Here is a 26,970-nt window from a genome sequence, read left to right as displayed (position 1 = left end):
GGCAATCCTGCACAGGCAGCGGGCTTTATGCAATCGGGCCAGACAGTTATTCGGTAGAATCTCGTGCAATTGGCACATTGGCCGGTTCTTCCAACGCGGATTGCAGGCTAGAGTTTCCCAATGACACGTCTTTCGATTCCCGTTTTTGGCCGGTTTGGCCGGGCGCTGTGGCTGGCGGTCCAACGCTTTGGCGACAAAAACGGTTTCGTCATGAGCAGCCATGTGGCGATGTCGCTGATGCTGGCGCTGTTTCCGTTTGTTCTTTTCACCGTCGCTTTGGCCGGGTCGTTGTCGCAGGGATATGTGACGGACGAACTGATCGAGTTGATATTCGGTGCGTGGCCACAAGACGTGGCCCAACCCATCGTGGCCGAACTGCGCGCGGTTCTGGACGGGTCGGGTTCGGGTGTGATCACGCTGGGCGGTCTGCTGGCCGTCTACTTTGCCTCGAACGGAGTGGCGGCCGTACGTGCCGCCATAAATCAGGCCTATCATGACAATGACAGTTGGCCATTCTGGAAGACGCGCCTGCTGTGCCTCGGGTTGGTCATTTTGGGCGGAGCCGCGATCCTGCTGATCGCGGCGGTTGAGCTGGTGCTGCCGGTCTACACACGTCTGGTGTCCGAGAATACGGCTGTGGACGTGGGCGAGTGGCTGTCGGTTGACCGTTTGCGCTGGACCTTCACGGTGGCGGTGCCGGCGGGAACGGTCCTGCTGGCCCATCTTATCCTGCCGACCAAGCGTCACCGCATCATGCAAATCCTGCCCGGAGTGGCACTGACCCTTCTGTTGTGGGCGGCCGGAGGGTGGGGGTTCTCGGTCTATATCGCGCAATTCGCGACCTACAGCGCCACCTATGCTGGCCTGGCGGGGGCCATGGCCGCGTTGATTTTCATGTATCTGTGCGCCGCCATCCTAATTTTCGGCGCAGAGTTTAACGGCGCGCTGATGGATATCGACAACCGGGGCGAGGTCGGAGCTTCATGAGAAATTGGCACCGCATCGCCCGGATCATCGCGTTTTCCGGATGCGCCCTTTTGCAAAACGGCGGTTGGGCTTGGGCGCAGGACTATGTCGGCTCGGACACTTGTCGCGATTGTCATGACGAACAGGTGCAAGCCTGGGCGGGATCCCACCACGCCTTGGCTTGGACACAGCCCACGCCTGACACCGTTGTGGCCGATTTCGGTGATACGACCTTTTCTCATGACGGCATGACCGTCACGTTTCGACGGGAGGGGTCGGACTATCTTGCCGACGTGACCGAGAAGGACGGCCAAAGCAAGCAATACAGGGTTCATTCCATAGCGGGGATCGAGCCGTTGCAGCAATACCTGTTTGAAACTGAACCCGGCCGATTGCAGAGCTTTGATGTGGTCTGGGACACGCAGGCCGGGCGCTGGTACCACCTGTATCCGGATCAGGACTTGCCACCAGACGATGGGCTGCACTGGACCGGCGCCTACAAGAATTGGAACGGCCGCTGCGCGGAGTGCCACGCGACAGGGTTCGAAAAGAACTTTCAGCCGCAGACCCAGTCCTTTGCTTCCGAGCAGGTCGAGATCGGCGTGGGTTGTGAGGCCTGCCATGGCCCCGGCTCGGCCCATCTGGATTGGACAAAAGGTCAGCCCGCGCCTGCCGGGCTGAACGAGTTTGGCTTTCCTGTCATCTGGGGTACGGGCGACACCGAGGTTGAGATTCAGCAATGCGCCGGCTGTCATTCCCGCCGTGAAGCGCTGGAGGACGGAAACCCGCTGCCTGGCACGCCATTCCACGATGCCTACAATCTGGCGCTTCTGCGTCCGGGTCTGTACCAGCCCGACGGCCAGATACTGGACGAGGTCTATGTGTATGGATCTTTTCTGCAGTCCAAAATGTATGCGCAAGGCGTCGGCTGCCTGAATTGCCATGAGGCGCACAGTGCAACCTTGAAGGCCGAGGGCAATGCGGTCTGTACTCAGTGCCATTCCCCGGCCGGCAATCCCGATTTTCCATCACTGCGAAAGGCGCAATACGACGATCCCTCACACCACCACCACCCGGAGGGAGGCAAGGGGGCGCAGTGCAAAAGCTGCCACATGATCGAACGCCTCTATATGGGCGTCGATGGCCGGCGCGATCACAGTTTCCGTGTTCCGCGCCCCGATCTGGGCTTGGGAGAGGATGCCTGCACTGATTGCCACACGGATCAGGATCAGCCCTGGGCCGCCGCCGCCATCAATGACTGGTTCCCGGACTCGGATCATCGTACGCCCCATTTCGGGACTGCTTTCGCCCCCGCATTTGCCGGAGAGGTCGAGGACCCGGCCGCGTTGCTGGCTGTTGCTCAGGACGGCGCGCAGCCCGGCATCGTGCGGGCGACGGCCGCCTATCTGCTGCAACCCTTCGCGACGCCCGAAATGGCCGAGCAAACAGCAGCGATGCTGACGGACGAAGACCCATTGGTTCGCGCCAACGCGGCGGTGTTGCAGCGGGCGGCGGGGCTGGACGACAGGGTGGCCCGTTTGTCGCCTCTGTTGTCCGACCCAGTGCGAAGTGTACGCCTTGCAGCTGCCAAGGAGTTCCTGCCCATTCCCGCCGCGGCTTTGACGCCCCTGCAGCGCAACAACGCGCGTGAGAACATGGCGGATTGGCAGCGCTCTTTGTCCAACCGTCTGGATTTCCCGGAAACCCATCTGGTCCTTGGGGGGATGGCGCTGACGCTGAGAAACCCTGTCGCCGCCGAACAGGCCTTTCGTCAGGTGGTATCCATGGATCCCCAGCGCGAGGATGCTTGGCCGATGTTGATCCAGCTGGCCCAAGTCAACCGCGGCACGGATGCAGCCCGTCAGGTATTGGACGAGGGTCTTCGGACTCTGCCCGACAGCCCAGCGCTTCAGGATCTTGCGCGGCAACTGGGCCGGTAAACCGGCATCGAAGCGACGCAGTTGCGCCATTTTGCAGTCCCATTTACCGGCCAACATCCATGGTCAAGGCATTGACCAGTTCAGGATGTGGTAATCCATGTTGTATTTGAAACGCCCGTCGACAAAGCTCGACCAACCTGTGGCCACGCACCGGGTCTCGCTGGATCAGCGGATCGACGAGTTGCGCAACAAGCCGGCCACGTATCTCAACCATGGCGAGGCGTTGCTGCTGCAGGGAATGGCGGCGGCGTCGTTGCGGCCGCAGCGGATTGTGGCCGACAAAATAGCCCTGGACGACGACTGATCAGCCCCGAAAACCGGTTGCCACCACGAATTTTTCCGAACTGTCCGACCGTGAAGCTGGCGGTTTGACATTTGCCACTTTCTCGAACTTCTGCTTCAGCAGTTTCTGCAGATCGCCTTCGGCGCCACCTGCCAGAACTTTTGCGACAAAGGTTCCTCCGACCTCCAGCACGTCAAAGGCGAAGTAGGCGGCGGTTTCGCACAGCGCCATGATCCGCAGGTGGTCGGTCTGCTTGTGCCCGGAGGACGCGGCGGCCATGTCCGACATGACAACGTCGGCCTTGCCGCCAAGCCACTGTTTTACCTTCTCGTCGGCATCGTCTTCCATGAAGTCCAGAACGTGGGTTTCGGCACCCGCCACGGGCTCGACCTCTTGCAGGTCGACGCCCAGAACCGTCCCGATCCGTTTGCCCGATTTCTCGCCCAGCGCATTCACGCGTTTGACCGCGACCTGGCACCAGCCACCGGGCGCGCAGCCAAGGTCGACCACGCGTGCGCCCGGAACCAGAAAGCGGAACTTGTCGTCCAACTCCAGAATCTTGTAGGCCGCGCGACCCCGATACCCCTCGGCCTGCGCACGCTTGACATACGGATCATTCAGCTGCCGCTCGAGCCAGCGGGTCGAACTGAGCTTGCGTCCGCGCGCGGTCTTGACCTTGACCTTCAGGTCACGCTGCCCGCGTCCCGAAGTGTTTTTGCCGCTGGGTTTCTTGGCCATTGAAAAGGTCTCCTGAAGACTGCGAGGCCTTTACCCGCTTGTTCATGTGGCATCAAGCCGATGATATCGACCGCTCCCTCAATAGCAGATCGGGCCAGGGCGTAGAAACACCAAATGCCACCCATCCCAGACCGTTCAAGACCTTCCCGCCGAGGGTGCCGGATGTCGGCGGTGACGCCGAAAAACTGTGCAGCAGTTCTAGTGCCTCTGCCGAGTCGACCGCTGGCACGGCGATCCCAATGCCGCCAATCGCCAAAGCATAATGCGGAACGGTGTTGGCGATATGAAAACCCGGGCTGAATACCTTGAACCCGGCAGCCTCAAGCGCACAGATTGTGGTTGCGGCCGTCGAAACCCGGTAGGCGATCGCTATGGTCGCAAGCGGCATGCAGCGCAGAGCTTTCTCAAAACGGCCCGTCTTCCAGGACGCCATCGGCGCTCATCTGTGCATAAAGCAAACCCTCGCGCAGCCCGCGGTCCGCCACCGAGAGGCGGTCGGTCGGCCAGCAGCGCAACAGCGCCTGCAAGATGGCAGATCCGGACATAATAAGGGCCTGCCTGTCCTCGCCGATGCGCGGATCGCGACGGCGGCCTTGAGGGCCAAGCTCCAGATAGCCGCGAATGACCTTGTCGATCTGATCGCTGGTCATGCGCAGGCCGTCCACCTTGGTCCGGTCATAGCGTTTCAGGCCCAGATGGGAGGCAGCGACCGTTGTGACGGTGCCGCTTGTGCCAACGATCTGAAACCCCTCGCGGGCCTGTTCGTCCTTATAGGGCGCAAAATCGGCGAGGTTTTCTTCAAAAAACCAACTCATCAGGGCAAAGCGGGCAGCATCGTCTTCGACATCGTGGAACTGATCGCGCAGTGTGGCGACGCCTAGTGGAACGCTGATCCAATCCACCACCTTGGCCGCCGGAAAGGGACTGTCGACCGTGTGAAACCCGTTGTGCAGCCGCATGATCGCCGTTGAACGGTCGCGTCGCGGCACCGAGGACAGGTCGATCCAGACCAGCTCGGTCGAGCCGCCGCCGATATCGACGACCAGCAACTGCTCGGTCTTGGTGCTGACCAGCGGAGCACAGGAAATGACCGCCAGACGGGCTTCTTCCTCGGGTTGGATGATTTCAAGGGTCAGGCCGGTCTCACGCTTCACCTGACGTATGAATTCGCGGGAGTTTCGGGCGCGGCGGCAGGCTTCGGTCGCCACAAGCCGCATACGCTTGACCTTGTTCCGTTTCAGCTTTTGCTGGCAAATCCGAAGGGCTTGGATGGTGCGCGCCATCGAGGACCGCGACAGCCGTCCGGTCCTTTCAAGCCCGGCACCAAGCTGCACGGACTTCGAGAAGCTGTCGACCACATGAAAGCCGCTGCCCTTGGGCTGGGCGATCAGCATGCGACAACTGTTAGTCCCCAAATCCAGCGCGGCATACAGGGCATCTGGATCGGGTCTTGCCGGCGCGGGGCTTTCGACCACCTTCGGGAACGCGCCCGCACCTTTGGGACGCTTGGGCGCCATCGTCACGCCCTCCGATTTTCGAGTTACCCCGACCTTAGGTCGCGGGCGCGCGTCGTGCAAGACGCTCATTAAAGTCATGAGGATTTTGATGGACCCCGACACTGGAGAAACCGGTGCAGGGCCTGTATCCCGAACTGCAAAACGTCGCTGTAAAAGCCCCGGGTGTCGAAATCCGACCGACCCGGCCCCACATAGCCGTTTAGAACCGGACCATCTGGTTAGGAGGAATCAAGATCAATGCCTGACGTCACCATCGTTTACTGGCGCGACATCCCCGCTCAGGTCATCGTGGGCAAGGGCCGCCGTGGCGCAAAGCGACAGTTGGATATGCGGTTCGAGCAAGCCATCGACCGCGCCGCCATGAAGGTGAACGCCAAGGACAGTGATGCCTATCTGGCCGAGTGGCGCAAAGCCGAGCCGTTCGAGGTTGAGGGTGACCCGACCGAGATCGCCGAGGCTGAAGCGCTACGCCTGGAAACGGAATACGATCAGGACCGCATCAAGGCCCTGATCGCAAATGACGGTTGGGCATGAGCCCCAGATCTTTATGGGAGGCCGCAATGGCTTTGCTGAACTTCAAGAAACGTGATGCGGCCGATAAGGCCCCGGTGAACCCGACCGTCGAAGCCTTTTTGCAGGGTTATTCGATCGAAGTCATGCCGCGCACAGCCGAGAAGGTCGAGGATTTCCGCGACCTGCTGCCCGAAGGCACGCGCGTGTACATCGCCCATATCGAGGGCACACCCATCGAGGACATGGTCAAGACCGCCAAGCGGATTGCGGCCGAGGGCTATCCTGTCATGCCGCATTTCCCGGCCCGCATCATCAAGGACGCGGCGACGTTGGAGAACTGGATCGCCATGTATCAGGGCGAGGCCGGCGTCGAGCAGGCGTTGCTGCTGGCAGGCGGCGTGGACAAGCCGCATGGCGACTTCGACAGCTCGATGCAGTTGCTGGAAACGGGGCTGTTCGACAAGGCGGGCTTCAAGCGCCTGCACGTCGCAGGCCACCCCGAGGGCAACAAGGACATCGACCCGGACGGTTCGACCAAAAACGTGGACGAGGCGTTGCGCTGGAAGCAGAAATTCAGCGAAACCACCGACGCCGAAATGGCGCTGGCCACCCAGTTTGCCTTTGACGCCAAGCCGATCATCGCATGGGCCGACGGCCTGAAGGCGGCCGGGATCGACCTGCCGATCCATATCGGCATCGCCGGTCCGGCCAAGCTGCAGACCCTGATCAAATTCGCGATCGCCTGCGGTGTGGGTCCGTCACTGAAGGTGCTGCAGAAGCGCGCCATGGACGTGTCCAAGCTGCTGCTGCCCTACGAGCCGACCGACGTGATTACCGAATTGGCCCAGCACAAGGCGGCCAACCCCGACTTCAACATCACCAACGTACACTTCTTCCCGCTTGGCGGCATCAAGACCAATGCCAACTGGGCCATCGAAAACGGCGGCGCTTCGGCGAAGCCTGTAAACGCTTAAGGACCGGACATGACCCGTACAGTCGTAGAATCAAAGACCAAAACCGCGATCATCGGCTTCGATCAGCCGTTCTGCGTGATCGGCGAGCGGATCAATCCGACCGGCCGCAAGAAGCTGGCCGCCGAGCTGGAAGCGGGCGATTTCTCGACCGTCGAGCAGGACGCGCTGGCGCAGGTCGCGGCCGGGGCGACCGTGCTCGATATCAACGCAGGCGTGGTCTACAACTCGAACCCCAACCCGAACGAGACCGAACCGCCGCTGATGAAACAGATCGTTGAGCTGGTGCAGGGTCTGGTCGACGTGCCGCTGTGCATCGACAGCTCGGTTCCGGGTGCGTTGGAGGCCGGGCTGGAGGCTGCCGAAGGCCGCCCGCTGCTGAACTCGGTCACTGGCGAGGAGGACCGCCTGGAACTGGTGCTGCCGCTGGTCAAGAAATACAACGTGCCGGTCGTAGCGATTTCGAACGACGATACGGGCATTTCCGAAGACCCCGACGTGCGCTTTGAGGTGGCCAAGAAGATCGTTCAGCGCGCGGCCGACTATGGCATTCCGGCTCACGACATCGTTGTGGACCCGCTGGTGATGCCGATTGGCGCGATGGCTACCGCCGGCCAGCAGGTCTTTGCCTTGGTACGCCGCCTGCGCGAGGAGCTGGGCGTGAACACCACCTGCGGTGCGTCGAACATCTCGTTCGGTCTGCCGAACCGTCACGGCATCAACAACGCCTTCCTGCCGATGGCGATGGGCGCGGGCATGACCTCGGCCATCATGAACCCGGTGGCGCTGCCGGTAACGCAGAAGAAGATCGCCGAGAAAAAGGCCGAGGTTGCGGCGGCGGGCATCATCCTGCCCGACGGCATGGACGACGAAACTTTCGTTCAGGTGTTCGGACTGGGCTCCACCAAGCCGCGGGCCGGCAAGGAAATGGAGGCCATCCGCGCCGCCAACCTGCTGACCAACAATGACCCGCATGGCGGCGAGTGGATCAAGTTCAACAAACCGGCCGATGCTGCAGGCGCCGAAGGCGAGAGCGCACGTGGCCGCCGGGGCGGTGCTCGACGTCGCCGGGCCTGAGCGGGCTGCTTTGTCAACGGGCCGGGCAATCTGCCCGGCCTTTTTGTTTGCCGCGCTGATCGAAGCATCTTGAACTCTGCGAAGGACGGGTGATATTCAGCACCCAGCGGCGGGTATGATGTAATGGTAGCCTGTCAGCTTCCCAAGCTGAACGCGCGGGTTCGATTCCCGCTACCCGCTCCAATAATTCCCCTCAACGCCCTGTAAAACAAAGATAAAAAAGAGAGGTCGCTTTCGCAGCCCCCCATTGCTCCCCCCGCCCTGCAGTATTAGGCCGCTCTTGCTTCGATCAGGTTTTCCAGATCCTTGGCCTTCACCAGACTGGCCCCGGAGTCCTTCAGAATTGGTCGCGGACTATTGGTCGGTCGCCGCGAGCCCCATGTCGCCAACGGGAGTCGAGAATAGAAGGGGTGTTTCCATGGTAGCAGCGAGTTTTGCCTTGGTCAGCAGGGGATCAGCGCGCGGCTTCCGGCCGCTAACCTTGACTTAGCGTCTTCCATGGATCCTATCGCTACCCGCTCCCACTCAAGCCAAGCTTTTCTTTATTCTGGGGACAGCGAGCGGAAGGCTTCAATAAGAAGGGCCTTGTCATCCTTGTCGGGAGCGCTGAAGTAGACAAGATCGGTTGGGTCTACGCCGAGAGCTTCCGCGATAGCGACCTGTTTTCGCGGTGTAAGCTGTCGAATTCCGCTTTCCAATTGCGCGAAATAAGAGCGAGACAAGCCGATCCTTTCCGCGACGTCCTCTTGCTTCAGGCCTTTTGAGAGGCGAGCCTCCTTGATGCGTAGTCTAATATTTTGCTCCGTACTTCCTTCGCCGTCTGAGCCTCCCCAACTGAACTGGTTCACCCCTATGTTTAGGAAACGGAGGACCAAGAATGGCAAACAAGAGACCGAAGCCTGAAGAGATTGTCTCGAAGTTACGGCAGGTTGAAGTTCTGATGGGCCAGGGCATGTCCCGTCTCGATGCGATCAGGCAGATCGGCGTTGTTGAGCAAACCTATTCCCGCTGGCGCAAGAAGTACGGCGGAATGGGTGTAGATCAATTGAAGGAACTGAAGCGGCTACAGAAAGAGAATGAGCGGCTGAGACGCGCAGTTTCAGATCTGACGCTGGACAAACCGATCCTGACGGAAGCCACAAAGGGAAACTACTGAGCCCGCTCGCCGTCGTGCCTGCATCGATCATGTCCGCAGCCAGCTCAAAGTATCTGAGCGACGCGCCTGCCGCGTGCTTGGACAACACCGGTCCACGCAACGGCGTGTCCCACAAGGTCGCGCAGACGAAGACCGATTGGTGGCCGACATGATCGAGCTGACCCGTCAATACGGCCGATATGGCTATCGCAGGATCGCTGCACTGCTGCGAGAGGCTGGATGGACTGTGAGCGATGGGCGAATTGAACGGCTTTGGCGACGAGAGGGGCTGAAAGTGCCAGTGAAACAACCGAAGAAAGGACGGCTCTGGCTGAACGATGGGTCTTGTGTTCGGCTGAGGCCGGAGTATCGCAACCACGTGTGGTCCTATGACTTCGTGCATTGCCGAACCGATGATGGCAAAGCTTTCCGGACGTTGAACATCCTTGATGAGTACAGTCGGGAATGTTTGGCTATCAGGGTCGAGCGGAAGCTGAACTCGACCGATGTAATCGATGTCCTGACAGACCTGTTCATACTTCGCGGCGCGCCGAGTTTCATACGTTCAGATAACGGGCCGGAATTTGTCGCCCAGGCTGTCCGAGACTGGATCGCCGCCGTTGGCGCCAAGACGGATACATCGAACCTGGCAGCCCGTGGGAGAACGGATACTGTGAAAGCTTCAACGGCAGGTTCAGAGACGAGCTGCTCAACGGCGAAATCTTCTACAGCCTTCGAGAAGCTCAAATTCTGATCGAACAATGGAGGAAACACTACAACACAAAACGCCCCCAAAGTGCTCTGGGCTATCGCCCGCCAGCGTCTGAAACCATCATCCCGATGGATCAGAGGCCGATGATGCACTAACAATCAACTTGGACAAGTCAGATGAGGCTGATCAGTAGAACGTCATCCAATTTCCGATCACCGGCCGGGCCGGGAATCCGTCGGCGATTTCTTCGAGATAGACCGCCTCCTGCTTGAGTGATCGCCACAGCCTCTAGATGAAGATGTTATCCATGCACCGGCCCCGGCCATCCATGGATATGCGCACGCCGGCTTCGCTCAGCGTGGTGACCCAGGCTGACCCGGTGAACTGCGACCCTTGATCGGTGTTCATGATCTCGGGCGACCGAACTTGCTGATGGCTTTCTTCAACGCCTCGACGCAGAAGTCGGCGTGCATCGTGTTGCTGAGCCGCCAACTCTGAACCTTGCGGGTTGCCCAGTCCATTATGGCAGCCAAGTACAGGAAGCCGCCCATTCACCGGAATGAAGGTGATGTCGGCGCACCAGACCTGGTTCGGCCGGTCGATCCGCATCTTCCTCAGCAGATAGGGATAGACCGGATGCTGCGGATGCGGCTGGCTGGTTCTGGGACGCTTGCAGATCGCCTCAAGGCCCATCTTCGCCACCAGACGGCGTATGCGGTGCCGCCCAGCCACCATGCCGCTCCAACGCAGATAAGCGGCGATCTGGCGGCTGCCAAAGAACGGGTATTTGGTGAACACCCGGTCGATCTGCTTCGTCAACGCCAGCGTCGCCGCATTGATGCCAATGGGCGTAAAATAGAAGGCCGACCGGCTCAGCTTCACCAACCGGCATTGCTGGTTGATGCTCAGATCGGGATGGTCGCGGCGGATCATGCTCTTCTTCCTGACCGGGCTCATCGCTTAAGCCCTTGCGACAAAAAATCGTTTTCGATGGCCAACTTCCCGATCTTGGCGTGCAGCTCTTTCACCTTCGCCTCGGTCGGCCCCTCCGGCTTGCCGCCACGTGCAAACACATCTGGCATGCCCTCGACCGCCTGACGCTTCCACGTGCTCACCTGGTTCGGGTGAACCTGATGCCGTGCCGCGATCTCCTGGATCGTCGTGTCACCACACAGCGCCTCAAGCGCGACCTTCGCCTTGAACTGATCTGTGAACGTCCGGCGTTTCGCCATCTCGTATCCCTCCAATACGTTTGGGATACACCTTAGCTTGCTGTTCGATTTTCTCGGACCACTTCAGTTCGGAGGTGAAGGTCTGTTCTTGTTTTCCAGTTATCACGCCGCAGTCACCGGAGGAATCTCTTCTCTCAAGATTTGAAGAACAGAGCATATTCGATCTTTCTGGTTTCCGCCACTAATTGAATCCGGTTACGAAACTCTTACCCAAACGTTTAAGTAGACAACTCACGTGGAGACGATCATCCGGTCGTAGCCAAATGCCTTAAAATCAGAGTTGAACAAATCATTCACTAAGAAAGTCTCCTTTTTTCCGTAGTATTTGTCTAGGGAACTGGTCGCATTTGTTGTCTGGTGGCCTGCGGCGTTGCTGCGGGAAAACTCAAATTTTGCGCCCATCATATTTAGCGCGACACTTGCATCATACGACAGGTTCTCAAAACGCCCAATAAAGTCCATTTTAAACCTGGGGTAATGGAGGATCTGACATTGCGGAGCCCAGTGTTCATTTTGTGCCAAATGTTGGGGAGTACGAGGGTCTTTCAGCCACATAAGAAAAGTAGAAAAGTTTACGTTTGAAGAATTCCTGCGTTTACGTGTAATTTTCAAGGCCCGCTGAAACACTCTTCCGATTGAGCGGTGATGATATTGATCATTGGCGAAAGCTAAGATGTTATTGTATACATCAGACCAATGATCACCTGCCGTGAGCGAGTCCCTGCTCTTATTGAATCTGTCAACCTTGTTCAGATAGGCTGAAAGGACCCGAGAATAAGGATTTCGCACGAAGGCAATTTTTTTGATCTCGGGAGATTCCAGTATTCTGGCGTCGTTTGTGTCAAGCGGGTCCAAAAACCGGAGACCAGATCGTTTTCTATCGTGCGCTATTTCGAAATCTTGATAGTTGGTGAAGCCTTGAATTCTTCGCAGGGCGAATTTCCAGTTGGTGCACGCAACTTTTGGTACATACCCGAAAACCACCGCTTGCCCCTCCAGGTAGATAAAGTTCTTGTGATTGATTGTTGTAGACATTCGATATCTTTCTTGGATACGGTTCCGACGCAGATTTAGCCTAGCAGGCATCGTCTACATCATGAATTCTTCATCCGCCGCGCCAGTCGCCTTTGTAATCTCCAAAGATCGGACCAATACGAGAATTTCCAGGGTGTAAGCAGTGCAACTACCCACCATTTTCTTTGCTCTCGGTGTAGTTTCGAAACATAACTTGGCTTTAGATACTTCTTTGGGAGCACCAAGTTAACGCCAAACCCAATATCGGTCTCCGAACTTGGGTTCGTCATAAACACCGATTGCAAGTTTTCGACTTTCAGTTGCGTTTCGTGGAGTACACTGGGGTGTATGTAGTCAATTATGTAAGGGGTAGACCCAGAGTGATAATTAATGTCAGAAACAATTGGTTTCCGATTTGAAAATACTACCATATTTTGGAGATTTTCCCAATCGAATTGTTCATCATGCCAGATTGTTGGGCGAACTAGGTCATATAGCATGAATTCTTGAACCAAAAATAGAATCGCCCAGAAACTCGGCCATGCAATAAGTAAATCTTGTCGCCGTTGATTTTTCGCCGAAACTGGTGTAAAGACTATAATTCCTCCGCGATCGGTAAGAGTTTTTACACTTTTCTCAGCTTCGTGCAGGCTGTCTGCTGGAACGCCATTTGTTACATGTATCAGCGTTATTAGTTCAGCTCTTGGGGACCTGCTGCGTACACGGTTTTCTAATTCTGAAAAGGGAAGGCACTTTACGTTTCCAATGCCCTCTCGTGAGTACGCTTCCTGCCACTCCGCATGCCGGTGCCCCTCGACAATTAGAACTTCTAGATGTGAGTTGCCAAATGTCGAGACGATGCGTTCAACAACCAGCTGCAAGCCTTTTTTTTTGTCCATTACATCCTGCTAATTCTGTGTTTGTTTTGGCGATTTAAGATACTTTAAGCACAACAAACTAGAAATGCTGACCGGATAGTTCCAGCTTCTGCCCTTGGGACATAGCGTGAGCTACTTCAGTAAACGAACTCCAGTTGCTGCCCAGCAAAACGGGAGCCTTGGATAGCAGGACAATATCGGCAACCGCATACTTCAATTGAGTTTCAGACCTACCGTACTCCGATCTGCGCAAGTATTGAACTCGACCGCCGTATTTCCTTGCAAAAGCTTCGTATGCCTCAGAATTGTCTGACGCTAAGAAAATGGAACAGTCTTGCGATTGGGACACTAACTGATCGAGCCTCTTGAAGAAGTATCCGTAGTGGGATCGGCTCCGGGCGGCTCGACAAAGGTCGTCTTCAGGCTTCGACCAGTCCCCATTTACATCATTGTGGGCATCTATGATGGCTCCACCATTCATTCGGACATGCACCGCTATGTCATTGGGGTATTTTATGGAATCAACCAAAGCTTGCACATCTTGGTTTGGCCTTAACGACAGGAGAAACTCTTTCTGTACTCTCAGATATTGCCTGTTGTCCACGAACCGATAGGCGGATTTAACGACAATATCTTTGTGTGTGTTTGTCAGCTGGGTTGGAGAGAACGTGTTCCGTACTGTGTGGTTCATCAGATCGAAAAGAACCGCTGTACCCGCTGTGTCTGGGCGTGAGTCCTCTACCTCACCCTGGTAGTTGAAAAGAGATGAAAAGCTGCAATCGCAGTGAGCATCTGGAACCCATCGAATAACAAGTTGGCGATCATGGATCTTCGCAAATGAATAACCTGCGGCAATTGCTCTAAGCCTGTTGCCAAGCCCGTGCTGTGCATCAACGATCAGTTTGGGTTTTTTCAAACTATACCCCAGTGGAACTGAAACGCTTTCATCTTCAGCAACGAGTTGCTCGGGTTTGCAACCAAGCGAAACGAGCGCCTCTTTCAACGGATGCGTCTTGAGTGCTTGATCAATCTTTTCGGGTGATGCGTCTACTATTACTTTTGGGAACACTGAATTTATGGCAAGGACTGCGGCCCGGGTTTTTTCTGCCATAGTTCCGATAAGGGCCGGGTCCAACCCAAATCCCATACTGCGGCGCAGCCTTAAATTTCCGTTTTGGGTGTCGAAGACATTAAACCGCGTCATCGAAAACGTGGTATCCCATGGCGAAGTATCTGACGCAATCTCTCTGTTCAAGTAGACCCAAAATTCCGGAAAGGTGCGTAGGTGATCCCAGCCTGAGGTAAACTCAATACAAGGCTTATCAACACGCCGATTATCGTCGTGATCCAAGTGGAGGACCGTTCCATGCGCGACATCACGACGTTCTATCCCGGATGTTTCAAGACGATTGTATAGGTCATCATCGTCCCAGCCATATGTCACAATTCGCTCGTCGAAACCATTTACCCCAAGGAGCTCCTTTCGGCCAACACTGAAAAACCCATTGACATGCGTTTGGCCCGGTTCTGCCGACCGCCAGTTCCCTGCGACCAATCGACCATCGGCAAGATTGTTCCGTTGGAAAAAAGACGGGTCCAGCAACACATCGGCGTCGACTTTGATGATGTGCATTTTGGTGGTTGCCCGAAAGCCGAGGTTATAGGCGTGCGACAGAACCCAAGTAGCTTCGTCTTCAACGCGAAGTATTCGAACCCGTGGGTCGGATATGGCCACCTCTTCAAGAGTAATTGCTACAGGCGTCGTGGAGCTCCAGTCCACTATGACGATCTCGTCGATTTCTCGATGCGACAACCAGGTCGGCAGTGTACGCGCCAAATGGTCATTTCGGTTCATGCAACAGGTAACCAGCGACAGTCCCTGTTGAATCTCGCATGCTGGTTTAAACTCCACACCTTGGACTTCAGGTTTGGGAAGCACTTCCATCAGTTCTTTGTGGGATGCGACCTCGCGATAAATAGCCCCGATAGACACCAGTGACCTAAAGTCCCGCGATCCGAGTTGAGTGCGAATATAACTACGGGCTATTTCTTTCTGCCGACTAGCTTTCAGCGTGTGTTTCGTCTGGTCAGCCTGCGTGTGTTCAGTCCCTTCAGTATGCACATTGTTTTCTATGAAGCACTTTAATACGTTCATTTTTCTTGGTTTTTCTGTGGTTGCGGTGCCTAGCGCTGACACTTGTTGCTGTTCATTCTGTCGGCCGCCTCAAAGCGAAATTGATAATGATATAGTGAATTTTAGGTGTCAAGTTTCAGAGTGACGTGGTGCAAGAACGCTATTGTGTAATCCTAGGCTAGTGCATGAACATGAGAAACCGGAAACGCTGAAAGTATAACCCCCTGGGTCACGGTTTACGTGGCGGTGTAAGCGGGCAGAGGCGATCGGGCAATCCAAAAGATCGATGCGGAGCACTATCAGTAATGCAGGCAGGCGAGCGAACTTCTGAAGTGTGCAGGCGCTAGCCGATTCATAGATCCCAATAGTGGTTTTGCATTGACCACTCTGTCGACGGATTCCAAGTAAAACCCCGACTTTTTTGTTTCCAGGACAAAAAATATTGCGCTTTGGCTCCAGTAGTATCGTCCAGCACTTGGCCGTGGAAATATTTTTTTGAGCAGCCGCACCACATTGCATTCCGCCTAGGTGGCCAAATCCGGCCACTTCTTTTTGAGGATGCGCCTCTTTTCGAGCAGATGCGACCGGGCATGGGCGCGGCTAACCTTGTTCCCGACGCTATGGGCGAGGGCTAAGGAACAGGAAGTCATTGTGGCGTAGGGACCAGCACAGATCCTCGCCGCACATAGTCTAGTCAGATAGGGAGATGCGAAAACCCTGAACCTTGCAGCGCTGTCCTGTCATGCTCTCTTTCGGCACCGCCCAAACGTCGCCGATGAATTCATCGAATCGTTCGCCACGAATGAGCATCCCGCGCGCCACGGTTGCGATAATGACGCGCAGGACGAGATATGTCGGGTGCAAATGTTCGGGCAGGCGCGCATAAAGATCCGGTATGCCCTGCCAAGGGGGCGAGCGAGCAGGTGCATTGCGACCCGCTCGACATATCCGAGGATTTGGTAGACCGCTTCGCAGATGAGTGGTTATGCCTCGAACCCTTCAGGTTCGCCAGTCGCAGTGCCATGCGGGTCGGGTACATTGCCTTTTCGGCAGTTTTGTACGTTGTGCGCTAGATCGGTTTTGGCGTATGTAGAATGTCCCACTGGGTGGTTGTGCTGAACCGCCGGTTCCCGATCTCGAGAATGATTTGGTTCTTGATGGGCGAGAACCATTGGCTGCGCGTTCCGTCGCGTCGCAGCTTTTCCTTTCGCTCCTCGAAAACGACATGCACGATTTCAGCGAGCGCCGTATCTTCCTGACCGGCCTTGGCTTCGCGCTGCAGGCGATCGCGATCAGATATCAAGTCGGTTCCCTGCTGTTTGACGCCTTCCCATTTCAAACGTTCTCCATGGATCTCGGCAATAGGAATCGCCGAAAGAGTGCCAAGCCCAATTTCCCTGCGATTGCCCTGGAACCTTTACCCGTGGATCCATTTCCTGCCTAAGTCTAATTTATTGATGAACAGCCCGTTGCTATCTAGGTGCTTGTCACCCGGTTCGGCGTTGTTGATTTTACTGCCGGTAGACTAGCAGCGTTTCAGCGCACTCTTGTGTTGCGATAGCGCTATGGCCGCGCTACCCGCTCCAAAACACTTTGATATTGGCTCGCGTGAAGCCTCAAGGCTGAGGTGGACTCGGACCATTTCGCGCCAAAATCCCGCCACAAAAAAGCCAAAATGATCGAATTCTCGCGTTAAACGGGAAATCCTTTTCGTTTGTGGGGAGGTTTGCCAGATGCGGGCTCGATACGATTTGAACTGACGGGGGAACCCTCGTTCCTGTGCGAAATTCGCACATTAATGAGTACAAACTGGAGTTCAAATCATGTCGAAGGCAATTCGTAGTCTTTTCATTCGTCTGCGCCGTGACGAGCGTGGCGCCACTCTTGTCGAATACGGTATCGCACTGTTCATTGCGATCGCTGTTGGCGGGACCCTGCTGACCGGTCTGGGCGGCACAACCAACACCAACTTCAATGACGCCAACACGGCTGCGACACGGCCGTAATCCTGCTGTTTTAGCCTGAAAAGCAACTGGTTTTCCGCCGCGAGGACGGCGGGAAGCCAGAAACAACCCAGTCTCGGCATTCGGCGTCCCGCGTGACTCAGTTTCGGCCGAGGCTTGGCCCCACGTTTTCAAAATGACCGCCCCGGCTATTTGGAGGGATCTATGCGATTGAAATCCTTGATGATGACTATTCTTGGCGTGGGTCTGGCGGGTGGCGCCGTGATGATTGCGCAGGAGCAGCTGAGACGCAGCCAGGCCGCCGCTGATCCGACAATCGTTCGCGTGGTCGCCGCAGCAGAAGAGATCCCGTTCGGATCTCCGATTGAAGGTCACAAGTTGACAGCCATCGACTGGCCGGCGGATTCTGTGCCGGCAGGTGTGTTTACAAGTTTCGAAGATGTTCTGCCCACAGCAGGTGTCGATCCGCGACGCGCCAAGCGCGCGTTGGCGCAGGGTGAAATCCTGTTGGCGTCAAAGGTTTCTGACTTCGGTGAGAAGGTCACCATCGTTCAGACCTTGGGCGAGAACAATCGTGCAATGGCCATCAATGTGGATGCGCAGACCGGTGTTGGCGGGTTCGTCACACCAGGTGACTTTGTTGATATCGTGCTGACGCAGGGCAAGAACGAGTCGCTGCGGGCGGTGACGATCCTGCAAAACATCCGTGTCATTGGGGTTGATCAGACGGCAGATGAAGATGTCGACCAGCCCGGGATTGCCCGAACGGTGACTGTCGAAGTCACGCCGGACCAGGGACAGCGGTTGGCATTGGCTCAGAAGGCCGGGCAACTCAGCCTGTCGCTTCGGTCGCTGCAAATCCAGGAGGACAAGCCGTTGGAGGCCATCCGCCTCAGCGACATTCTGCTTGAAAAGTCGCCGGTTGCAGAGGGCGCGCCCAAGCCGATCGTGAAGGTGCGTCGGGGCACCACGGACGTCCAGGAAGTTCCTGTTGCCGGCAACCCCTCGAATGCAACCGTGTCCAACTGATCGCTCGCGAGGTCTGTTCATGCCCACGTTGCGCAACATAAAGGACGACGAACAGGGGACCATTCTGGTTTTCGTCGGAATTTGCATGACCGTGATCGTTGGCATGGCGGCGCTGACCTTTGATCTTGGGCGACTGGCTTCCACGCAGACCGACCTGCAGGCTTATACCGATCACGTGGCTCTGGCCGCCGCCGGAGAACTGGATGGCGGTAGTGATGCGATCACACGCGCCACGGCCGCTGCAGCCGGAATGATCGAAGACTCCCAATTCTTTGCCGAGGGCAGCCAAGATCTGGGGACGGCCGCAGATTATTCGCTGCGGTTTCTGTCGGGACTGCCCGATCCTGCCGCTGATCCGGATGACAATGATCCAGTGGATGGGTTTGTGACGACCGATCCCGCTCTGGCCGTTCTGGTTGAGGTGACCGCGACCCCTAGAACCGTTTTCCTTCCGTTCGGTCGGGCGCTCGCCGACTTGTTGGGCGTGACTCGCCCGGATGAGGATGTCGAGGCCGTCGCGATTGCGGGTTACACCCAATATGCCTGTGATGTGACGCCGTTGATGTTCTGCATCCCTCCCGGCTGGACAGCGAATGCAAACAAAGGGTCAACCATCAAGTTGCGCACTGGAGGTAACGGTGCTGCTTGGGGGCCGGGGAATTTTGGTTTCCTCGACCCGACGGACATCGGCATCAACCCAAACGGTCCTTGCGCTGGGCAGACCGGATCAAAACTCTATATCTGCCTGATCGCGGCGCATGGAAACCTGACGCAATGCGTGTCTCAGCGCGGTGTAGATACCGAGCCCGGTCAGCGCAATGGCATTGGCAGCGCAATCTACAATTCACGGTTCGATATTTTCCACTCGACGATGAGCAAGCTCAAGAATGATGAAGACTATGCGCCGGGACCGCAGGTCATCGCGGGCTGGGAAAACTCTGGCGGAAGCTGTCTGAAGAACAATCCCGAGGTTTCGACCGACTCGATGCCGTTTCCGCCCGACGATTGCTTCGCCGCCGGCACCTGCGCGCATGGCGGCCGTTTTGGAAACGGTGTCTGGACCTCCGGCAAAGCGGCTTATTTGGACATGAACTATGGCGACGGTCCGGCCAATGATCTGACGCCGCACCCGCTGGGTAACCCGACGGGTAACACGCGATACGAAATGTATCTCGACGAGATCGCCAGGGCTGGTACGGGTGATGTGCTGTTTGGGCGCAGCGAGTCCGGCCGCCCGCAATGCGCGAGCACAACGCTGGACGACCCTGACCGCCGCACATTTATCGCAGCCGCCATAAACTGCGGTGCCAATCCGGTCGCGGGACGCGCGGAGAACGTTCCGGTGCAGGAGTTTGTAAAGGTTTTCCTGATCCAGCCGCTCGAAGAATCCTCGGGGACTGATTTTGACATCTATGTCGAGGTGGTCGAGCAGGTCGGCGGTGGAGTCGGTGGCAGCAGCGATGATGGAATCTTTCGCGATGTCGTGAGGTTGTATCGATGACTCGGCTCGTACGGCATATCCGACGGTTGCGGTCGTGCGAGGCCGGCGCCCCGATGGTCGAGTTCGGGATCGTACTTCCGTTGATCCTGCTGTTCTTTGCCGTGATCATCGAAGGTGGGCGTATCACCTGGATTCATCAGGCAACGTCGGCCGGGGTGCGCGATGCCTCGCGTATGATCGCGCGGATCGCACCGTTGGACTTGTGCGCAGCGGGCGGAGTCGGCAGCTATGACGCTCTGGCCACGGACATCGTCCAAAACCAGTTGGGCGGTTCGTCGATCATGCCGCATGGCACAACCGTTATCGACGTCACGCCGCGCTGTATCTCGCGGGCTGGCGTGTACCGGATCAATCCGACTTCGGTGGTCGAGGTCACGGCTCAGATCCGGATTGAGTACCTGTTTGGAAATGTTTTTAGCCTTTTCGGGGCAGCGCTGGGGCCTCTCGACACCGAGATCTCGGATCAGAGCCGGGTGTTTGGGGTATGACCGGAAACCTGCATATGGCGCGCGCTTTCTGGCGACGTGAAAACGGGTCGGCACTGGTCGAGCTGGGCATGGTCGTTCCGTTGTTCCTGGTGCTCGTGTTTGGAATTCTCGAGTACGGACGGCTCTACTGGTCCACGACGATGGCGCAGAAAGCGATGCAAAAAGCCTCTCGGCTTGCCACGGTCGGGCCGCCACTGTGTGGCGCGATGCCAAACACGCACACGCTGGCCGGTGGCGCCCCCGCAACAACCAAGTTCGGCGCGCTGTGCCGCAGCGGCAGCATCTGCGCCACTCCGAACCTGCCGGCGCCGTGTCAGCTTGACGCATCAAGCGCCTATGGCAGCCGGATCTGGGCCGAGATCGAAATGCTGCTGCCACCCGGAGCCACCGCGGCAAATGTTCAAATCACCTATTCGCACGATCCTCGTCTTGGTTTTCTTGGTGGACCCTATACGCCGGTGGTTACAGCCGAACTGGTAAACCTGGACTACGATTTCGCGCTGCCAATTGGGCCGCTGGTCGCCCTTGCTGCTGGCAACCCTGCCATATCCGCCAGCAGCCCCAACACCATTTCAATCCCAACGATGAGCACATCCGTCCCGGCCGAGGATCTTGCCATCGGTGCCGTTGAGTAAGGAGAAGAGTCATGAGTGCCAAGCAGATTTCAGTGCTGTTGATTTCACCGGACGAAGAGATTTTCGCGGCAATCGAAACCTCGTTGGAGGGGCTGAGCAATTGCCGCTTTACGGGCCGCAAGGACACTGTCGCGCGGGTCAACGGAACGGCCGTTGCCTTGTCAGCGCGTCATGACGTGGTTCTGTTCGATGTGGATGACAGTTCGCCAGAGCTGTTGCAGACCGCACAGCAAATATGTGACGCGCGCATGCCCAATGCGATCATTATCGCCTTGGCGTCCGAAGATCTGCCGCTTGAGAAAGCCCGACAGCTCAAAAAGCTTGGAGTTGATGACGTGCTGCCGCGCAATGCAATCCATGAGGAGATCATTCCGCAGGTGGATGCGATCCGTGCCCGGCGGCAGGCGCAGCTTCCCGCCGTTTGGGGTGGACAAGCCACACTTGGCAAGTTGATCGCGGTTGGCAAATCTCGTGGTGGCGTCGGATCGTCCTTGGTTGCGGCCAATATGGCGAACGAGCTTCAATCCAAGGCCGGGTTCCTGAAAAAGACAGCGTCCAACTCGGTTGCGCTGGTGGATCTGGACTTTCAGTTCGGTTCGATTGCGGCCTTGATGGATGTCGCCGAAAGCGACGCGATGTGGCGTATGGCCATGGAAGGCAGCATTCCCGACAGTGCCTTTTTGGAACAGGCAATGGTCAAGTCGCCCTGCGGGGTCGATATCCTGGCCGCTCCGTCGCGCTATGGTCCGTTGACTGCGATCAAAGAAGAGCAGATATCGGCCATTCTGGATTCCCTGAAACGCACCCATGACTACGTCGTGGTGGATCTGCCGCGGGCGCTGGTGGAATGGATTACGCCCGTCCTGACGCAAGCGGACCGTCTATATTTGGTGACGGACGTTGCCGTTCCGTCCGTTCGCTCGGCCCGCAAGCTGATGGATTTCTACCAAGCGGAAAATCCAGCACTGGAAATTCAACTGGTCGCCAACCTTGAAAAGAAACCCATCATTCCGGCGGCGCACCACAGAGCGGCGGCAAAACTCCTTGAAAAGGACTTTTCATTTTGGGTGCCGCGCGACGAGCGCACAGTACGCGAGTCAGTCGATCGGGGCGTGCCGTTGGAAGATGTTTCATCCCGTGCACCCATGACACGCGCAATCCGAAAGCTGGCACACGAGACATGCCTGTCATTGCCGCCTCGGGTTGGCCAGCACTGAGGCAGAGTGTTTCGGAATAGTTAAATATTTGCAAAAGGTTAAGTAGATGTTTCGAGAATTCGACCGACCAGGCCAGGAAAAACCGGACGCTTCGAAAGTTGTGCCGTTGGACACCAAGCAGTTTGCTCAGATCGGCAAGCCGGTTCATGGCTCCGGCGATGACCTCGTATTGATGCATGACATCCAGAACGATCGGATAGATCTCAAGGCACGACTGCATAACTCGTTGCTGGACAAGCTGAACCTCGCGGTTATCGAAAAGGTCGAGGAAGAAACACTGCGGGGCGAAATTGGGCGACATGTCACCGAACTGCTGCGCGCCGAAGGCCGTGCGATGCGCAGCGAGGAGGTCAAGCAGCTTGTCGAAGAGCTGATGCACGAGGTGCTTGGCTTGGGCCCGCTGGAACCGTTGTTGGCCGACCCCACGATCAACGATATCCTCGTGAACGGCCACACGCAGATTTTTGTCGAGCGCTCGGGCATCCTCGAAAAGACATCGGCACGTTTCCGTGACGAACGTCATCTGCTGCGGATCATCGACAAGATCGTCAGCCGGATCGGTCGCCGTATTGATGAACGGCAACCGTGGGTGGATGCGCGGTTGGAAGATGGCAGCCGCGTCAACGCGATCATTCGGCCCTGTGCACTGGACGGGCCGGCGCTTTCCATTCGAAAATTCTCGCGGGTTCCGCTGACGATGGAACGCCTGATCAAAAACGAGGCCTTGAACGAAAGCGCGGCCAAACTGCTGCGGGGATTGGTTGAAGCCAAGATGAACGTGCTGATCTCGGGCGGAACCGGATCGGGCAAGACCACGATGCTGAATGCATTGTCGTCGTATATCAGCCCTCGGGAGCGGATCGTCACGATTGAAGACGCGGCCGAACTTCAGCTTCAGCAGGAACATGTCTTGCGCATGGAAACGCGGCCTGCTGGCCTCGACGGTACTGGCGCCGTTGCCCAACGAGACCTTGTGCGAAACGCGCTGCGGATGCGTCCGGATCGGATCATCATCGGCGAGGTGCGCGGCTCCGAAGCATTCGATATGTTGCAGGCGATGAATACCGGCCATGACGGGTCGATGACGACGGTACACGCCAACAGCCCACGCGATGCACTTTCCCGGGTCGAGCAGATGGTGCAAATGGGCGGGCTGGAGCTGCCGCATGCAGCAATCCGCGCGACTATCGCTTCGGCAATTCACTTTGTTCTGCAATTGAACCGCCTGTCTGATGGTACCCGCCGTGTCACCTCGATTGCCGAGATCACCGGCATGGAGGGCGATATCGTGACCATGCAGGACATCTTCGTCTTCAAACGTGAAGGCAAGGACGAGGCCGGCAACATCCTCGGGCGCTTCATGCCGACCGGTATCCGACCGAAATCCAGCGATGCGCTGGCGGCGGCGGGTGTCGACCTTTCATCGATCAAGTTCAACTGAGGGACCCGGCCATGTTGGAAGATCTCAGATCCTTCTTTTCGACGCACAGCATAGACTCGTTGATCGGACCAGAGATGGAAGTGGGCGGTTACGATGTCCGCTTTGTTCTGTCACTCTTGATATTTCTCGGCGCCCTGATTGCTTTCGAAGGGGTCCGTCAGCTTTTGAAGCGCGGAGAAAACCGGGAAGAGGCGATAAACCGGCGCATCCAGATGCTGAACCAGGGAAAGACTGGCGAGGACGTTCTGGAATTGCTCAAACCGCGGGAGAGCAAACCACTCATGAAGTCGTTTCCGCTGGTCGGCGACTTGCCGGGTGCCCTTGCGGCATCGGGCCTGCACATGGTGCCGGAAATGTTCCTGTTGGGATGTGGGGGTGCTTTTCTGGTTTCGGCGATCGGAGGCTCACTGGTGGCCAACCCACTGACGGTCATACCTGTAAGCGCTGTGTGCTTCCTGTTGGCCCCGTTGGTCTACCTTGGCGCCAACCTCAGACGGCGCAAGGCCGCGCTGATCAAGCAATTGCCGGATGCGTTGGACCTGATGTCGCGTGGGTTGAAGGTCGGACATCCGTTGAACACGACCTTGCAGAGCGTGGCAAACGAAATGCCCGATCCGATCGGAACTGAATTCGGTCTGGTCGTGGACCAAGTCGCTTATGGGGAAGAGTTGACGACCGCCATTCGCAACATGGCAGACCGGGTAGATGAAGAGGATATCCAGTACCTCTCGGTCGCGCTGACGATGCAGCATGGCACTGGTGGCGATCTGGCCGGCATTCTGCGAACATTGGCGCGCGTCATCCGTGCCCGCATGTCTCTGCGGCGCAAGATCAAGGCCATTTCTGCCGAGGGTCGGATGACCGCCTATATCCTGTCGTTCATTCCTGTCGGGATTGCCCTCGTGATGACGGTCATGACGCCGGACTATTACGGAAGCGTTGTGCAATACCCGATTTTCTGGCCCGTCATGAGCGTCATTTCAGCGGCCATCGTTCTGAACGCCATCGTTTTGTTCAAGCTTGTCAATTTCCGGATCTGAGGGAGGGTTGTCGAAATGGAAATCGTGAACTCGCTACTCGACACTGGTCTTTTTTCCCAACTCATGATCCTGGGCGTTGTTGCCGCCGGCGCGATCGTTGCATTCTTTGGGATATCATCGTCGCTCGGCGATCGGTCTACAGCAGCCGAACGGATGCTGCCCAAACGAACAAGGGGCCAGAGCCTTGCACGTCTTGTGCCGGAAAAGGTGGAGGGCGATACACCGACCGGGCTGAGCGCCGCACTTATCCCCAGCGATGCAAGTGTCAGGTTCGAAGTTGGCCAAGTGCTTGCGCGCTCAGGGTTTCGCGGCCGGAATGCAATCGCCAATTTCTATCTGATCCGTTTGGGCTTGGCGACGTTTCTGCCGCTTGTCTTTCTTGTCCTCATGTCTTGGCAGCCTGCGTCCAGTATCGGCGCCACGATCAACGATTATGTGTCTGGTCTGAATTCATTTCAGATCTTGCGGAACCTTGGCATCCTCTGCGGCATCGGGTTCTTCATCCCCCAGCTTTGGATGAGCGCTCGGATCAAGGAGCGTAAACGTCGGATGGAGAATGCGTTCCCGAACATGCTGGACTTGCTCCAGATTGGGATCGAGGCGGGAATGGGCTTTGACCAGGCGCTTCTCAAAGTTGCAGTGGAAATGCAGACTGTATCGCCCGAAATGTCCGAGGAAATTCTAATTGCCCTGAGCGAGATTCAGGCCGGGCGCGACCGTGAAGTCGCGTTGATGAGAATGGCGCGCCGGACGGGCATCGACGAAATGAGTTCGTTCGTGAGCGTCGTCCTCCAGTCGTCCCGGTTCGGTGTCCCGTTGTCGGCTGCCTTGACTACGTATTCCGAAGAAATGCGCGAACTGAGAGAGCTTCGCGCGCAGGAAAAAGCCAACAAGTTGCCGGTGCAGATGTCCGCCGTCATGGCGAGCCTGATGTTGCCCTCGATCGCTGGGCTGATCCTTGCACCGATCATCATTCGATACGTCGAAACCTTCGTGAAATGACGCTGTTTTTGTAGGTGCGGCGCTCCCGGGTCTGCACGAGGTCAACTGTGCGTCCCCGACTTGGGTTGCGCTCTTTCAGGCGCCGTAAAGCAGCATCGACCAGCCGGCCAGGATCAGGCCTGAAAGGCCTATGGCAATCCCAAGGGGAAACTCGCGTCCGCTGAGCGTTGCTGCAAGCTTTCCTGTCGGTTGTCGGACGAACAGGCGCAGCAGGGTCAAGCTGGTCAGTCCAAACGCCATCGCGGCAGATAGCAGCAGCATGTATGTCGAAAGGGCTTGGGTCGGTATCGCCAGAAAGACCACCGGTAGCATTTTGGCGTCTCCGCCCCCCAGCCAACCGGCGGCGAAAAGGGCAAAACAGATCCCAAAGCAAAGCCCGGCGGCGATCAATCGCAATCCAACTTCATGCAAACCGAGGGCAGGGGACCCGACCAGAAACAAGGCAACCCCTATCAGGCAGTACAGGTTCGGTATCCGATATTCGGTTAGGTCCGTCCACGCCACCGCCACAAACAGCGGCACCATCAACCACAGTGGTACCCAGATATGCCAAGGCAGATCAATCATCATGCGCGTGCCTGATTGTGTCTGCCGTGCAAGGCTTCGCGTTCTTCGATCGAAACCAGCCGTCTGGCCAACATGTGGAAGTTCTCCATTCCTGTCTTGCCGTAGATATGCTTGAGATGCGTTCTCACAGTCGCGGGACCAATCTCGAGCTCGGATCCAATGGACTGTTGCGACAGTCCCCGGGAAATCAGAACGCAGACCCGCCATTCGGCCCGTGTCAGGCCCGCTGGGTTTTCGAGGCTCATCAGCGGCGCGTCATTTACCGCCCTTTGGATGGTTGTTACGGATTGGCGGGACAGTGCTTCGGTAATCAGACCGGCGCGTCTGTTGCGGTAGATCTCGGAGATTTCGGGTGCGATTGTCTCTATCGCTTCGCGCCAGCCGGGTTCGAGGCCTTTGGCGAAATGCAGCTCCAGAAAATCGATTTCGCAGCCTTGGTTGTCGAGACAGACGAACAGGATATCGTGCAGCTTGCGGTGCGAGATCCAGTCCAGAACAACGGCAGAAAACTCGTTTACGGGTTTCCCGTGATCCTTGAGACTGAAGACGACGCCTTTCTTTGGCTTGCTCGCAAACGGACCAATCACGTCGTTCGTGAAGGAAAGGAAAAGCGGCCGACTTATTGTCTGGTCACGGGTATCTGCGCGCGCAGCTACTCGGCTGCCACCTTTATTGAGCCAGACACGGCTGAGGGTACCACAATCGGCTCCAAACGCGTTGACAACTTCGGTCAACGCAGCGTCCAGAACCACTCCGCCCTGGCTCCATTGAATGAAACTGATCAATGCACGTGTGTGTTGCGTGTTCGGTAGCCACGCACCTGCACGGCCCATCCCCCTGTCCATATAGCACCAACTGGTAAACGTCTTACTCACTAAAGCGAGCCGGTTCAGCGGCTTCTGTAGATTTGAATTACTCTGCCCAATACATTCATATTTTACGATTTTTACGCAAAAATCACCAAGAATCTTATTAA

The 26,970-nt window shown here is 57.0% G+C and carries 27 protein-coding genes, 1 tRNA gene and 2 pseudogenes; 18 read left to right on the top strand and 12 right to left on the bottom strand.

The genetic code is table 11. The features are described 5' to 3' along the window. Positions 1-120 precede the first annotated feature (120 nt). The 3 genes from K3752_RS08680 (at position 121) to K3752_RS08670 (ending at position 3,210) form a co-directional block, all read left to right on the top strand. A complete protein-coding gene (locus K3752_RS08680; protein WP_260066202.1) occupies positions 121-987 on the top strand; it encodes a YihY/virulence factor BrkB family protein in 867 nt (288 codons plus the stop codon). Beyond that, entirely contained in the window at positions 984-2,906 is a 1,923-nt protein-coding gene (locus tag K3752_RS08675) for a cytochrome c3 family protein (protein WP_260066200.1), read from the top strand. The genes K3752_RS08680 and K3752_RS08675 overlap by 4 nt, the downstream gene beginning before the upstream one ends. Positions 2,907-3,003: 97 nt before the next feature. Next, entirely contained in the window at positions 3,004-3,210 is a 207-nt protein-coding gene (locus K3752_RS08670) for a hypothetical protein (protein WP_170538530.1), read from the top strand. Here K3752_RS08670 and K3752_RS08665 read toward each other — a convergent pair whose 3' ends face one another. The 3 genes from K3752_RS08665 to K3752_RS08655 are packed head-to-tail and all read right to left on the bottom strand — an operon-like array spanning position 3,211 to position 5,444. Continuing rightward, positions 3,211-3,927, bottom strand: coding sequence for an RlmE family RNA methyltransferase (locus K3752_RS08665; RefSeq protein WP_170339056.1), 717 nt, complete (start codon positions 3,925-3,927; stop codon positions 3,211-3,213). A 52-nt stretch (positions 3,928-3,979) separates the two neighbouring features. Further along, positions 3,980-4,315 (bottom strand): hypothetical protein, encoded by a 336-nt coding sequence (locus K3752_RS08660; protein WP_260066197.1) that lies wholly within the window; start codon positions 4,313-4,315, stop codon positions 3,980-3,982. A gap of 16 nt (positions 4,316-4,331) precedes the next feature. After that, the gene (locus K3752_RS08655) at positions 4,332-5,444 is read right to left on the bottom strand and encodes a Ppx/GppA phosphatase family protein (RefSeq protein WP_170600494.1); all 1,113 of its coding nucleotides are present in this window, start codon (positions 5,442-5,444) and stop codon (positions 4,332-4,334) included. A gap of 237 nt (positions 5,445-5,681) precedes the next feature. Here K3752_RS08655 and K3752_RS08650 point away from each other — a divergent pair, with 237 nt between their 5' ends. The 4 genes from K3752_RS08650 to K3752_RS08635 all read left to right on the top strand — a co-directional run bounded on the left by K3752_RS08650 (position 5,682) and on the right by K3752_RS08635 (position 8,188). After that, positions 5,682-5,978, top strand: a complete 297-nt coding sequence (locus K3752_RS08650) for a virulence factor (protein ID WP_170359170.1) — start codon at positions 5,682-5,684, stop codon at positions 5,976-5,978. A gap of 26 nt (positions 5,979-6,004) precedes the next feature. Then, the gene (locus K3752_RS08645; protein WP_260066195.1) at positions 6,005-6,931 is read left to right on the top strand and encodes a methylenetetrahydrofolate reductase; all 927 of its coding nucleotides are present in this window, start codon (positions 6,005-6,007) and stop codon (positions 6,929-6,931) included. Between the two features lie 9 nt (positions 6,932-6,940). Beyond that, on the top strand, positions 6,941-8,005 hold the full coding sequence (locus tag K3752_RS08640) for a methyltetrahydrofolate cobalamin methyltransferase (RefSeq protein ID WP_260066193.1): 1,065 nt from the start codon (positions 6,941-6,943) through the stop codon (positions 8,003-8,005). 109 nt (positions 8,006-8,114) lie between these two features. Further along, positions 8,115-8,188 (top strand) — tRNA-Gly (locus K3752_RS08635). A 359-nt stretch (positions 8,189-8,547) separates the two neighbouring features. Here K3752_RS08635 and K3752_RS19560 read toward each other — a convergent pair. Then, a complete protein-coding gene (locus K3752_RS19560; protein ID WP_409233614.1) occupies positions 8,548-8,853 on the bottom strand; it encodes a helix-turn-helix domain-containing protein in 306 nt (101 codons plus the stop codon). A gap of 29 nt (positions 8,854-8,882) precedes the next feature. On the opposite strand from K3752_RS19560, the pseudogene K3752_RS08630 reads away from it, so the two are divergent. After that, positions 8,883-10,007: pseudogene (locus tag K3752_RS08630) on the top strand (IS3 family transposase). Positions 10,008-10,256: 249 nt separating this feature from the next. On the opposite strand, the gene K3752_RS19555 reads toward K3752_RS08630, so the two are convergent. The 6 genes and pseudogenes from K3752_RS19555 to K3752_RS08605 form a co-directional block, all read right to left on the bottom strand. Continuing rightward, entirely contained in the window at positions 10,257-10,373 is a 117-nt protein-coding gene (locus K3752_RS19555) for a hypothetical protein (RefSeq protein WP_409233616.1), read from the bottom strand. A 199-nt stretch (positions 10,374-10,572) separates the two neighbouring features. Continuing rightward, positions 10,573-10,785: pseudogene (locus K3752_RS19550) on the bottom strand (IS3 family transposase); the annotation flags it as partial. Between the two features lie 20 nt (positions 10,786-10,805). Beyond that, the gene (locus K3752_RS08620; protein ID WP_260066190.1) at positions 10,806-11,084 is read right to left on the bottom strand and encodes a transposase; all 279 of its coding nucleotides are present in this window, start codon (positions 11,082-11,084) and stop codon (positions 10,806-10,808) included. Positions 11,085-11,315: 231 nt separating this feature from the next. Then, positions 11,316-12,119 (bottom strand): sulfotransferase family protein, encoded by an 804-nt coding sequence (locus K3752_RS08615; RefSeq protein ID WP_260066188.1) that lies wholly within the window; start codon positions 12,117-12,119, stop codon positions 11,316-11,318. Between the two features lie 59 nt (positions 12,120-12,178). Further along, positions 12,179-12,997 (bottom strand): hypothetical protein, encoded by an 819-nt coding sequence (locus K3752_RS08610; protein WP_260066187.1) that lies wholly within the window; start codon positions 12,995-12,997, stop codon positions 12,179-12,181. Between the two features lie 58 nt (positions 12,998-13,055). Further along, the gene (locus K3752_RS08605) at positions 13,056-15,131 is read right to left on the bottom strand and encodes a glycosyltransferase (protein WP_260066185.1); all 2,076 of its coding nucleotides are present in this window, start codon (positions 15,129-15,131) and stop codon (positions 13,056-13,058) included. Positions 15,132-16,335: 1,204 nt separating this feature from the next. Here K3752_RS08605 and K3752_RS08600 point away from each other — a divergent pair. From K3752_RS08600 to K3752_RS08555, 10 genes are all read left to right on the top strand, one after another. After that, a complete protein-coding gene (locus K3752_RS08600) occupies positions 16,336-16,554 on the top strand; it encodes a hypothetical protein (RefSeq protein ID WP_260066182.1) in 219 nt (72 codons plus the stop codon). 379 nt (positions 16,555-16,933) lie between these two features. After that, positions 16,934-17,116, top strand: coding sequence for a Flp family type IVb pilin (locus tag K3752_RS08595; RefSeq protein ID WP_093962121.1), 183 nt, complete (start codon positions 16,934-16,936; stop codon positions 17,114-17,116). Positions 17,117-17,296: 180 nt separating this feature from the next. After that, positions 17,297-18,103 (top strand): Flp pilus assembly protein CpaB, encoded by an 807-nt coding sequence (cpaB, locus tag K3752_RS08590; RefSeq protein WP_260066179.1) that lies wholly within the window; start codon positions 17,297-17,299, stop codon positions 18,101-18,103. Positions 18,104-18,122: 19 nt separating this feature from the next. Further along, positions 18,123-19,604, top strand: a complete 1,482-nt coding sequence (locus tag K3752_RS08585; RefSeq protein WP_170538525.1) for a pilus assembly protein TadG-related protein — start codon at positions 18,123-18,125, stop codon at positions 19,602-19,604. After that, positions 19,601-20,092 carry a TadE/TadG family type IV pilus assembly protein gene (locus K3752_RS08580; RefSeq protein ID WP_170338526.1) on the top strand — a complete coding sequence of 164 codons (492 nt, stop codon included), beginning with the start codon at positions 19,601-19,603 and terminating at the stop codon, positions 20,090-20,092. Before K3752_RS08585 ends, K3752_RS08580 begins: the two co-directional genes overlap by 4 nt. Positions 20,093-20,106: 14 nt before the next feature. Next, entirely contained in the window at positions 20,107-20,727 is a 621-nt protein-coding gene (locus K3752_RS08575) for a TadE/TadG family type IV pilus assembly protein (protein ID WP_260066175.1), read from the top strand. An 11-nt stretch (positions 20,728-20,738) separates the two neighbouring features. Next, positions 20,739-21,944 (top strand): AAA family ATPase, encoded by a 1,206-nt coding sequence (locus K3752_RS08570; RefSeq protein WP_260066173.1) that lies wholly within the window; start codon positions 20,739-20,741, stop codon positions 21,942-21,944. Positions 21,945-21,990: 46 nt separating this feature from the next. Further along, positions 21,991-23,385 (top strand): CpaF family protein, encoded by a 1,395-nt coding sequence (locus K3752_RS08565; RefSeq protein ID WP_170338532.1) that lies wholly within the window; start codon positions 21,991-21,993, stop codon positions 23,383-23,385. An 11-nt stretch (positions 23,386-23,396) separates the two neighbouring features. Continuing rightward, a complete protein-coding gene (locus tag K3752_RS08560; protein ID WP_170359187.1) occupies positions 23,397-24,425 on the top strand; it encodes a type II secretion system F family protein in 1,029 nt (342 codons plus the stop codon). 15 nt (positions 24,426-24,440) lie between these two features. Then, on the top strand, positions 24,441-25,427 hold the full coding sequence (locus tag K3752_RS08555) for a type II secretion system F family protein (protein ID WP_170359189.1): 987 nt from the start codon (positions 24,441-24,443) through the stop codon (positions 25,425-25,427). 75 nt (positions 25,428-25,502) lie between these two features. Here K3752_RS08555 and K3752_RS08550 read toward each other — a convergent pair whose 3' ends face one another. Together K3752_RS08550 and K3752_RS08545 are read right to left on the bottom strand one after the other, a co-directional pair. Then, positions 25,503-25,997: a prepilin peptidase gene (locus K3752_RS08550; RefSeq protein ID WP_260066169.1), complete on the bottom strand. Its 495-nt coding sequence runs from the start codon at positions 25,995-25,997 to the stop codon at positions 25,503-25,505. Continuing rightward, complete coding sequence (locus K3752_RS08545; RefSeq protein ID WP_260066167.1) at positions 25,994-26,779, bottom strand: helix-turn-helix transcriptional regulator; 786 nt, start codon at positions 26,777-26,779, stop codon at positions 25,994-25,996. Before K3752_RS08545 ends, K3752_RS08550 begins: the two co-directional genes overlap by 4 nt. Positions 26,780-26,970: the final 191 nt, after the last annotated feature.

Origin of the sequence: Ruegeria sp. B32 (assembly GCF_025141855.1) — a bacterium.
Classification (GTDB): Bacteria; Pseudomonadota; Alphaproteobacteria; order Rhodobacterales; family Rhodobacteraceae; genus Ruegeria; species Ruegeria arenilitoris.
The sequence above is the reverse complement of the archived record's forward strand: the minus strand, read 5'-3'. Positions and strand labels throughout refer to the sequence as shown.

Excerpts from the sequence above, each read along its gene's own strand:
- K3752_RS08605 (WP_260066185.1), bottom strand. The coding sequence starts at position 15,131 with ATGAACGTATTAAAGTGCTTCATAGAAAACAATGTGCATACTGAAGGG.
- K3752_RS08585 (WP_170538525.1), top strand. The coding sequence starts at position 18,123 with ATGCCCACGTTGCGCAACATAAAGGACGACGAACAGGGGACCATTCTG.
- K3752_RS08555 (WP_170359189.1), top strand. The coding sequence starts at position 24,441 with ATGGAAATCGTGAACTCGCTACTCGACACTGGTCTTTTTTCCCAACTC.
- K3752_RS08615 (WP_260066188.1), bottom strand. The coding sequence starts at position 12,119 with ATGTCTACAACAATCAATCACAAGAACTTTATCTACCTGGAGGGGCAA.
- K3752_RS08655 (WP_170600494.1), bottom strand. The coding sequence starts at position 5,444 with ATGGCGCCCAAGCGTCCCAAAGGTGCGGGCGCGTTCCCGAAGGTGGTC.
- K3752_RS08575 (WP_260066175.1), top strand. The coding sequence starts at position 20,107 with ATGGCGCGCGCTTTCTGGCGACGTGAAAACGGGTCGGCACTGGTCGAG.
- K3752_RS08675 (WP_260066200.1), top strand. The coding sequence starts at position 984 with ATGAGAAATTGGCACCGCATCGCCCGGATCATCGCGTTTTCCGGATGC.
- cpaB (WP_260066179.1), top strand. The coding sequence starts at position 17,297 with ATGATGACTATTCTTGGCGTGGGTCTGGCGGGTGGCGCCGTGATGATT.
- K3752_RS08620 (WP_260066190.1), bottom strand. The coding sequence starts at position 11,084 with ATGGCGAAACGCCGGACGTTCACAGATCAGTTCAAGGCGAAGGTCGCG.
- K3752_RS08560 (WP_170359187.1), top strand. The coding sequence starts at position 23,397 with ATGTTGGAAGATCTCAGATCCTTCTTTTCGACGCACAGCATAGACTCG.
- K3752_RS08565 (WP_170338532.1), top strand. The coding sequence starts at position 21,991 with ATGTTTCGAGAATTCGACCGACCAGGCCAGGAAAAACCGGACGCTTCG.
- K3752_RS08600 (WP_260066182.1), top strand. The coding sequence starts at position 16,336 with ATGCACGATTTCAGCGAGCGCCGTATCTTCCTGACCGGCCTTGGCTTC.
- K3752_RS08610 (WP_260066187.1), bottom strand. The coding sequence starts at position 12,997 with ATGGACAAAAAAAAAGGCTTGCAGCTGGTTGTTGAACGCATCGTCTCG.
- K3752_RS08595 (WP_093962121.1), top strand. The coding sequence starts at position 16,934 with ATGTCGAAGGCAATTCGTAGTCTTTTCATTCGTCTGCGCCGTGACGAG.
- K3752_RS08660 (WP_260066197.1), bottom strand. The coding sequence starts at position 4,315 with ATGCCGCTTGCGACCATAGCGATCGCCTACCGGGTTTCGACGGCCGCA.
- K3752_RS08550 (WP_260066169.1), bottom strand. The coding sequence starts at position 25,997 with ATGATGATTGATCTGCCTTGGCATATCTGGGTACCACTGTGGTTGATG.
- K3752_RS08670 (WP_170538530.1), top strand. The coding sequence starts at position 3,004 with ATGTTGTATTTGAAACGCCCGTCGACAAAGCTCGACCAACCTGTGGCC.
- K3752_RS08680 (WP_260066202.1), top strand. The coding sequence starts at position 121 with ATGACACGTCTTTCGATTCCCGTTTTTGGCCGGTTTGGCCGGGCGCTG.
- K3752_RS08650 (WP_170359170.1), top strand. The coding sequence starts at position 5,682 with ATGCCTGACGTCACCATCGTTTACTGGCGCGACATCCCCGCTCAGGTC.
- K3752_RS08665 (WP_170339056.1), bottom strand. The coding sequence starts at position 3,927 with ATGGCCAAGAAACCCAGCGGCAAAAACACTTCGGGACGCGGGCAGCGT.
- K3752_RS08580 (WP_170338526.1), top strand. The coding sequence starts at position 19,601 with ATGACTCGGCTCGTACGGCATATCCGACGGTTGCGGTCGTGCGAGGCC.
- K3752_RS19555 (WP_409233616.1), bottom strand. The coding sequence starts at position 10,373 with ATGGACTGGGCAACCCGCAAGGTTCAGAGTTGGCGGCTCAGCAACACG.
- K3752_RS08645 (WP_260066195.1), top strand. The coding sequence starts at position 6,005 with ATGGCTTTGCTGAACTTCAAGAAACGTGATGCGGCCGATAAGGCCCCG.
- K3752_RS08570 (WP_260066173.1), top strand. The coding sequence starts at position 20,739 with ATGAGTGCCAAGCAGATTTCAGTGCTGTTGATTTCACCGGACGAAGAG.
- K3752_RS08640 (WP_260066193.1), top strand. The coding sequence starts at position 6,941 with ATGACCCGTACAGTCGTAGAATCAAAGACCAAAACCGCGATCATCGGC.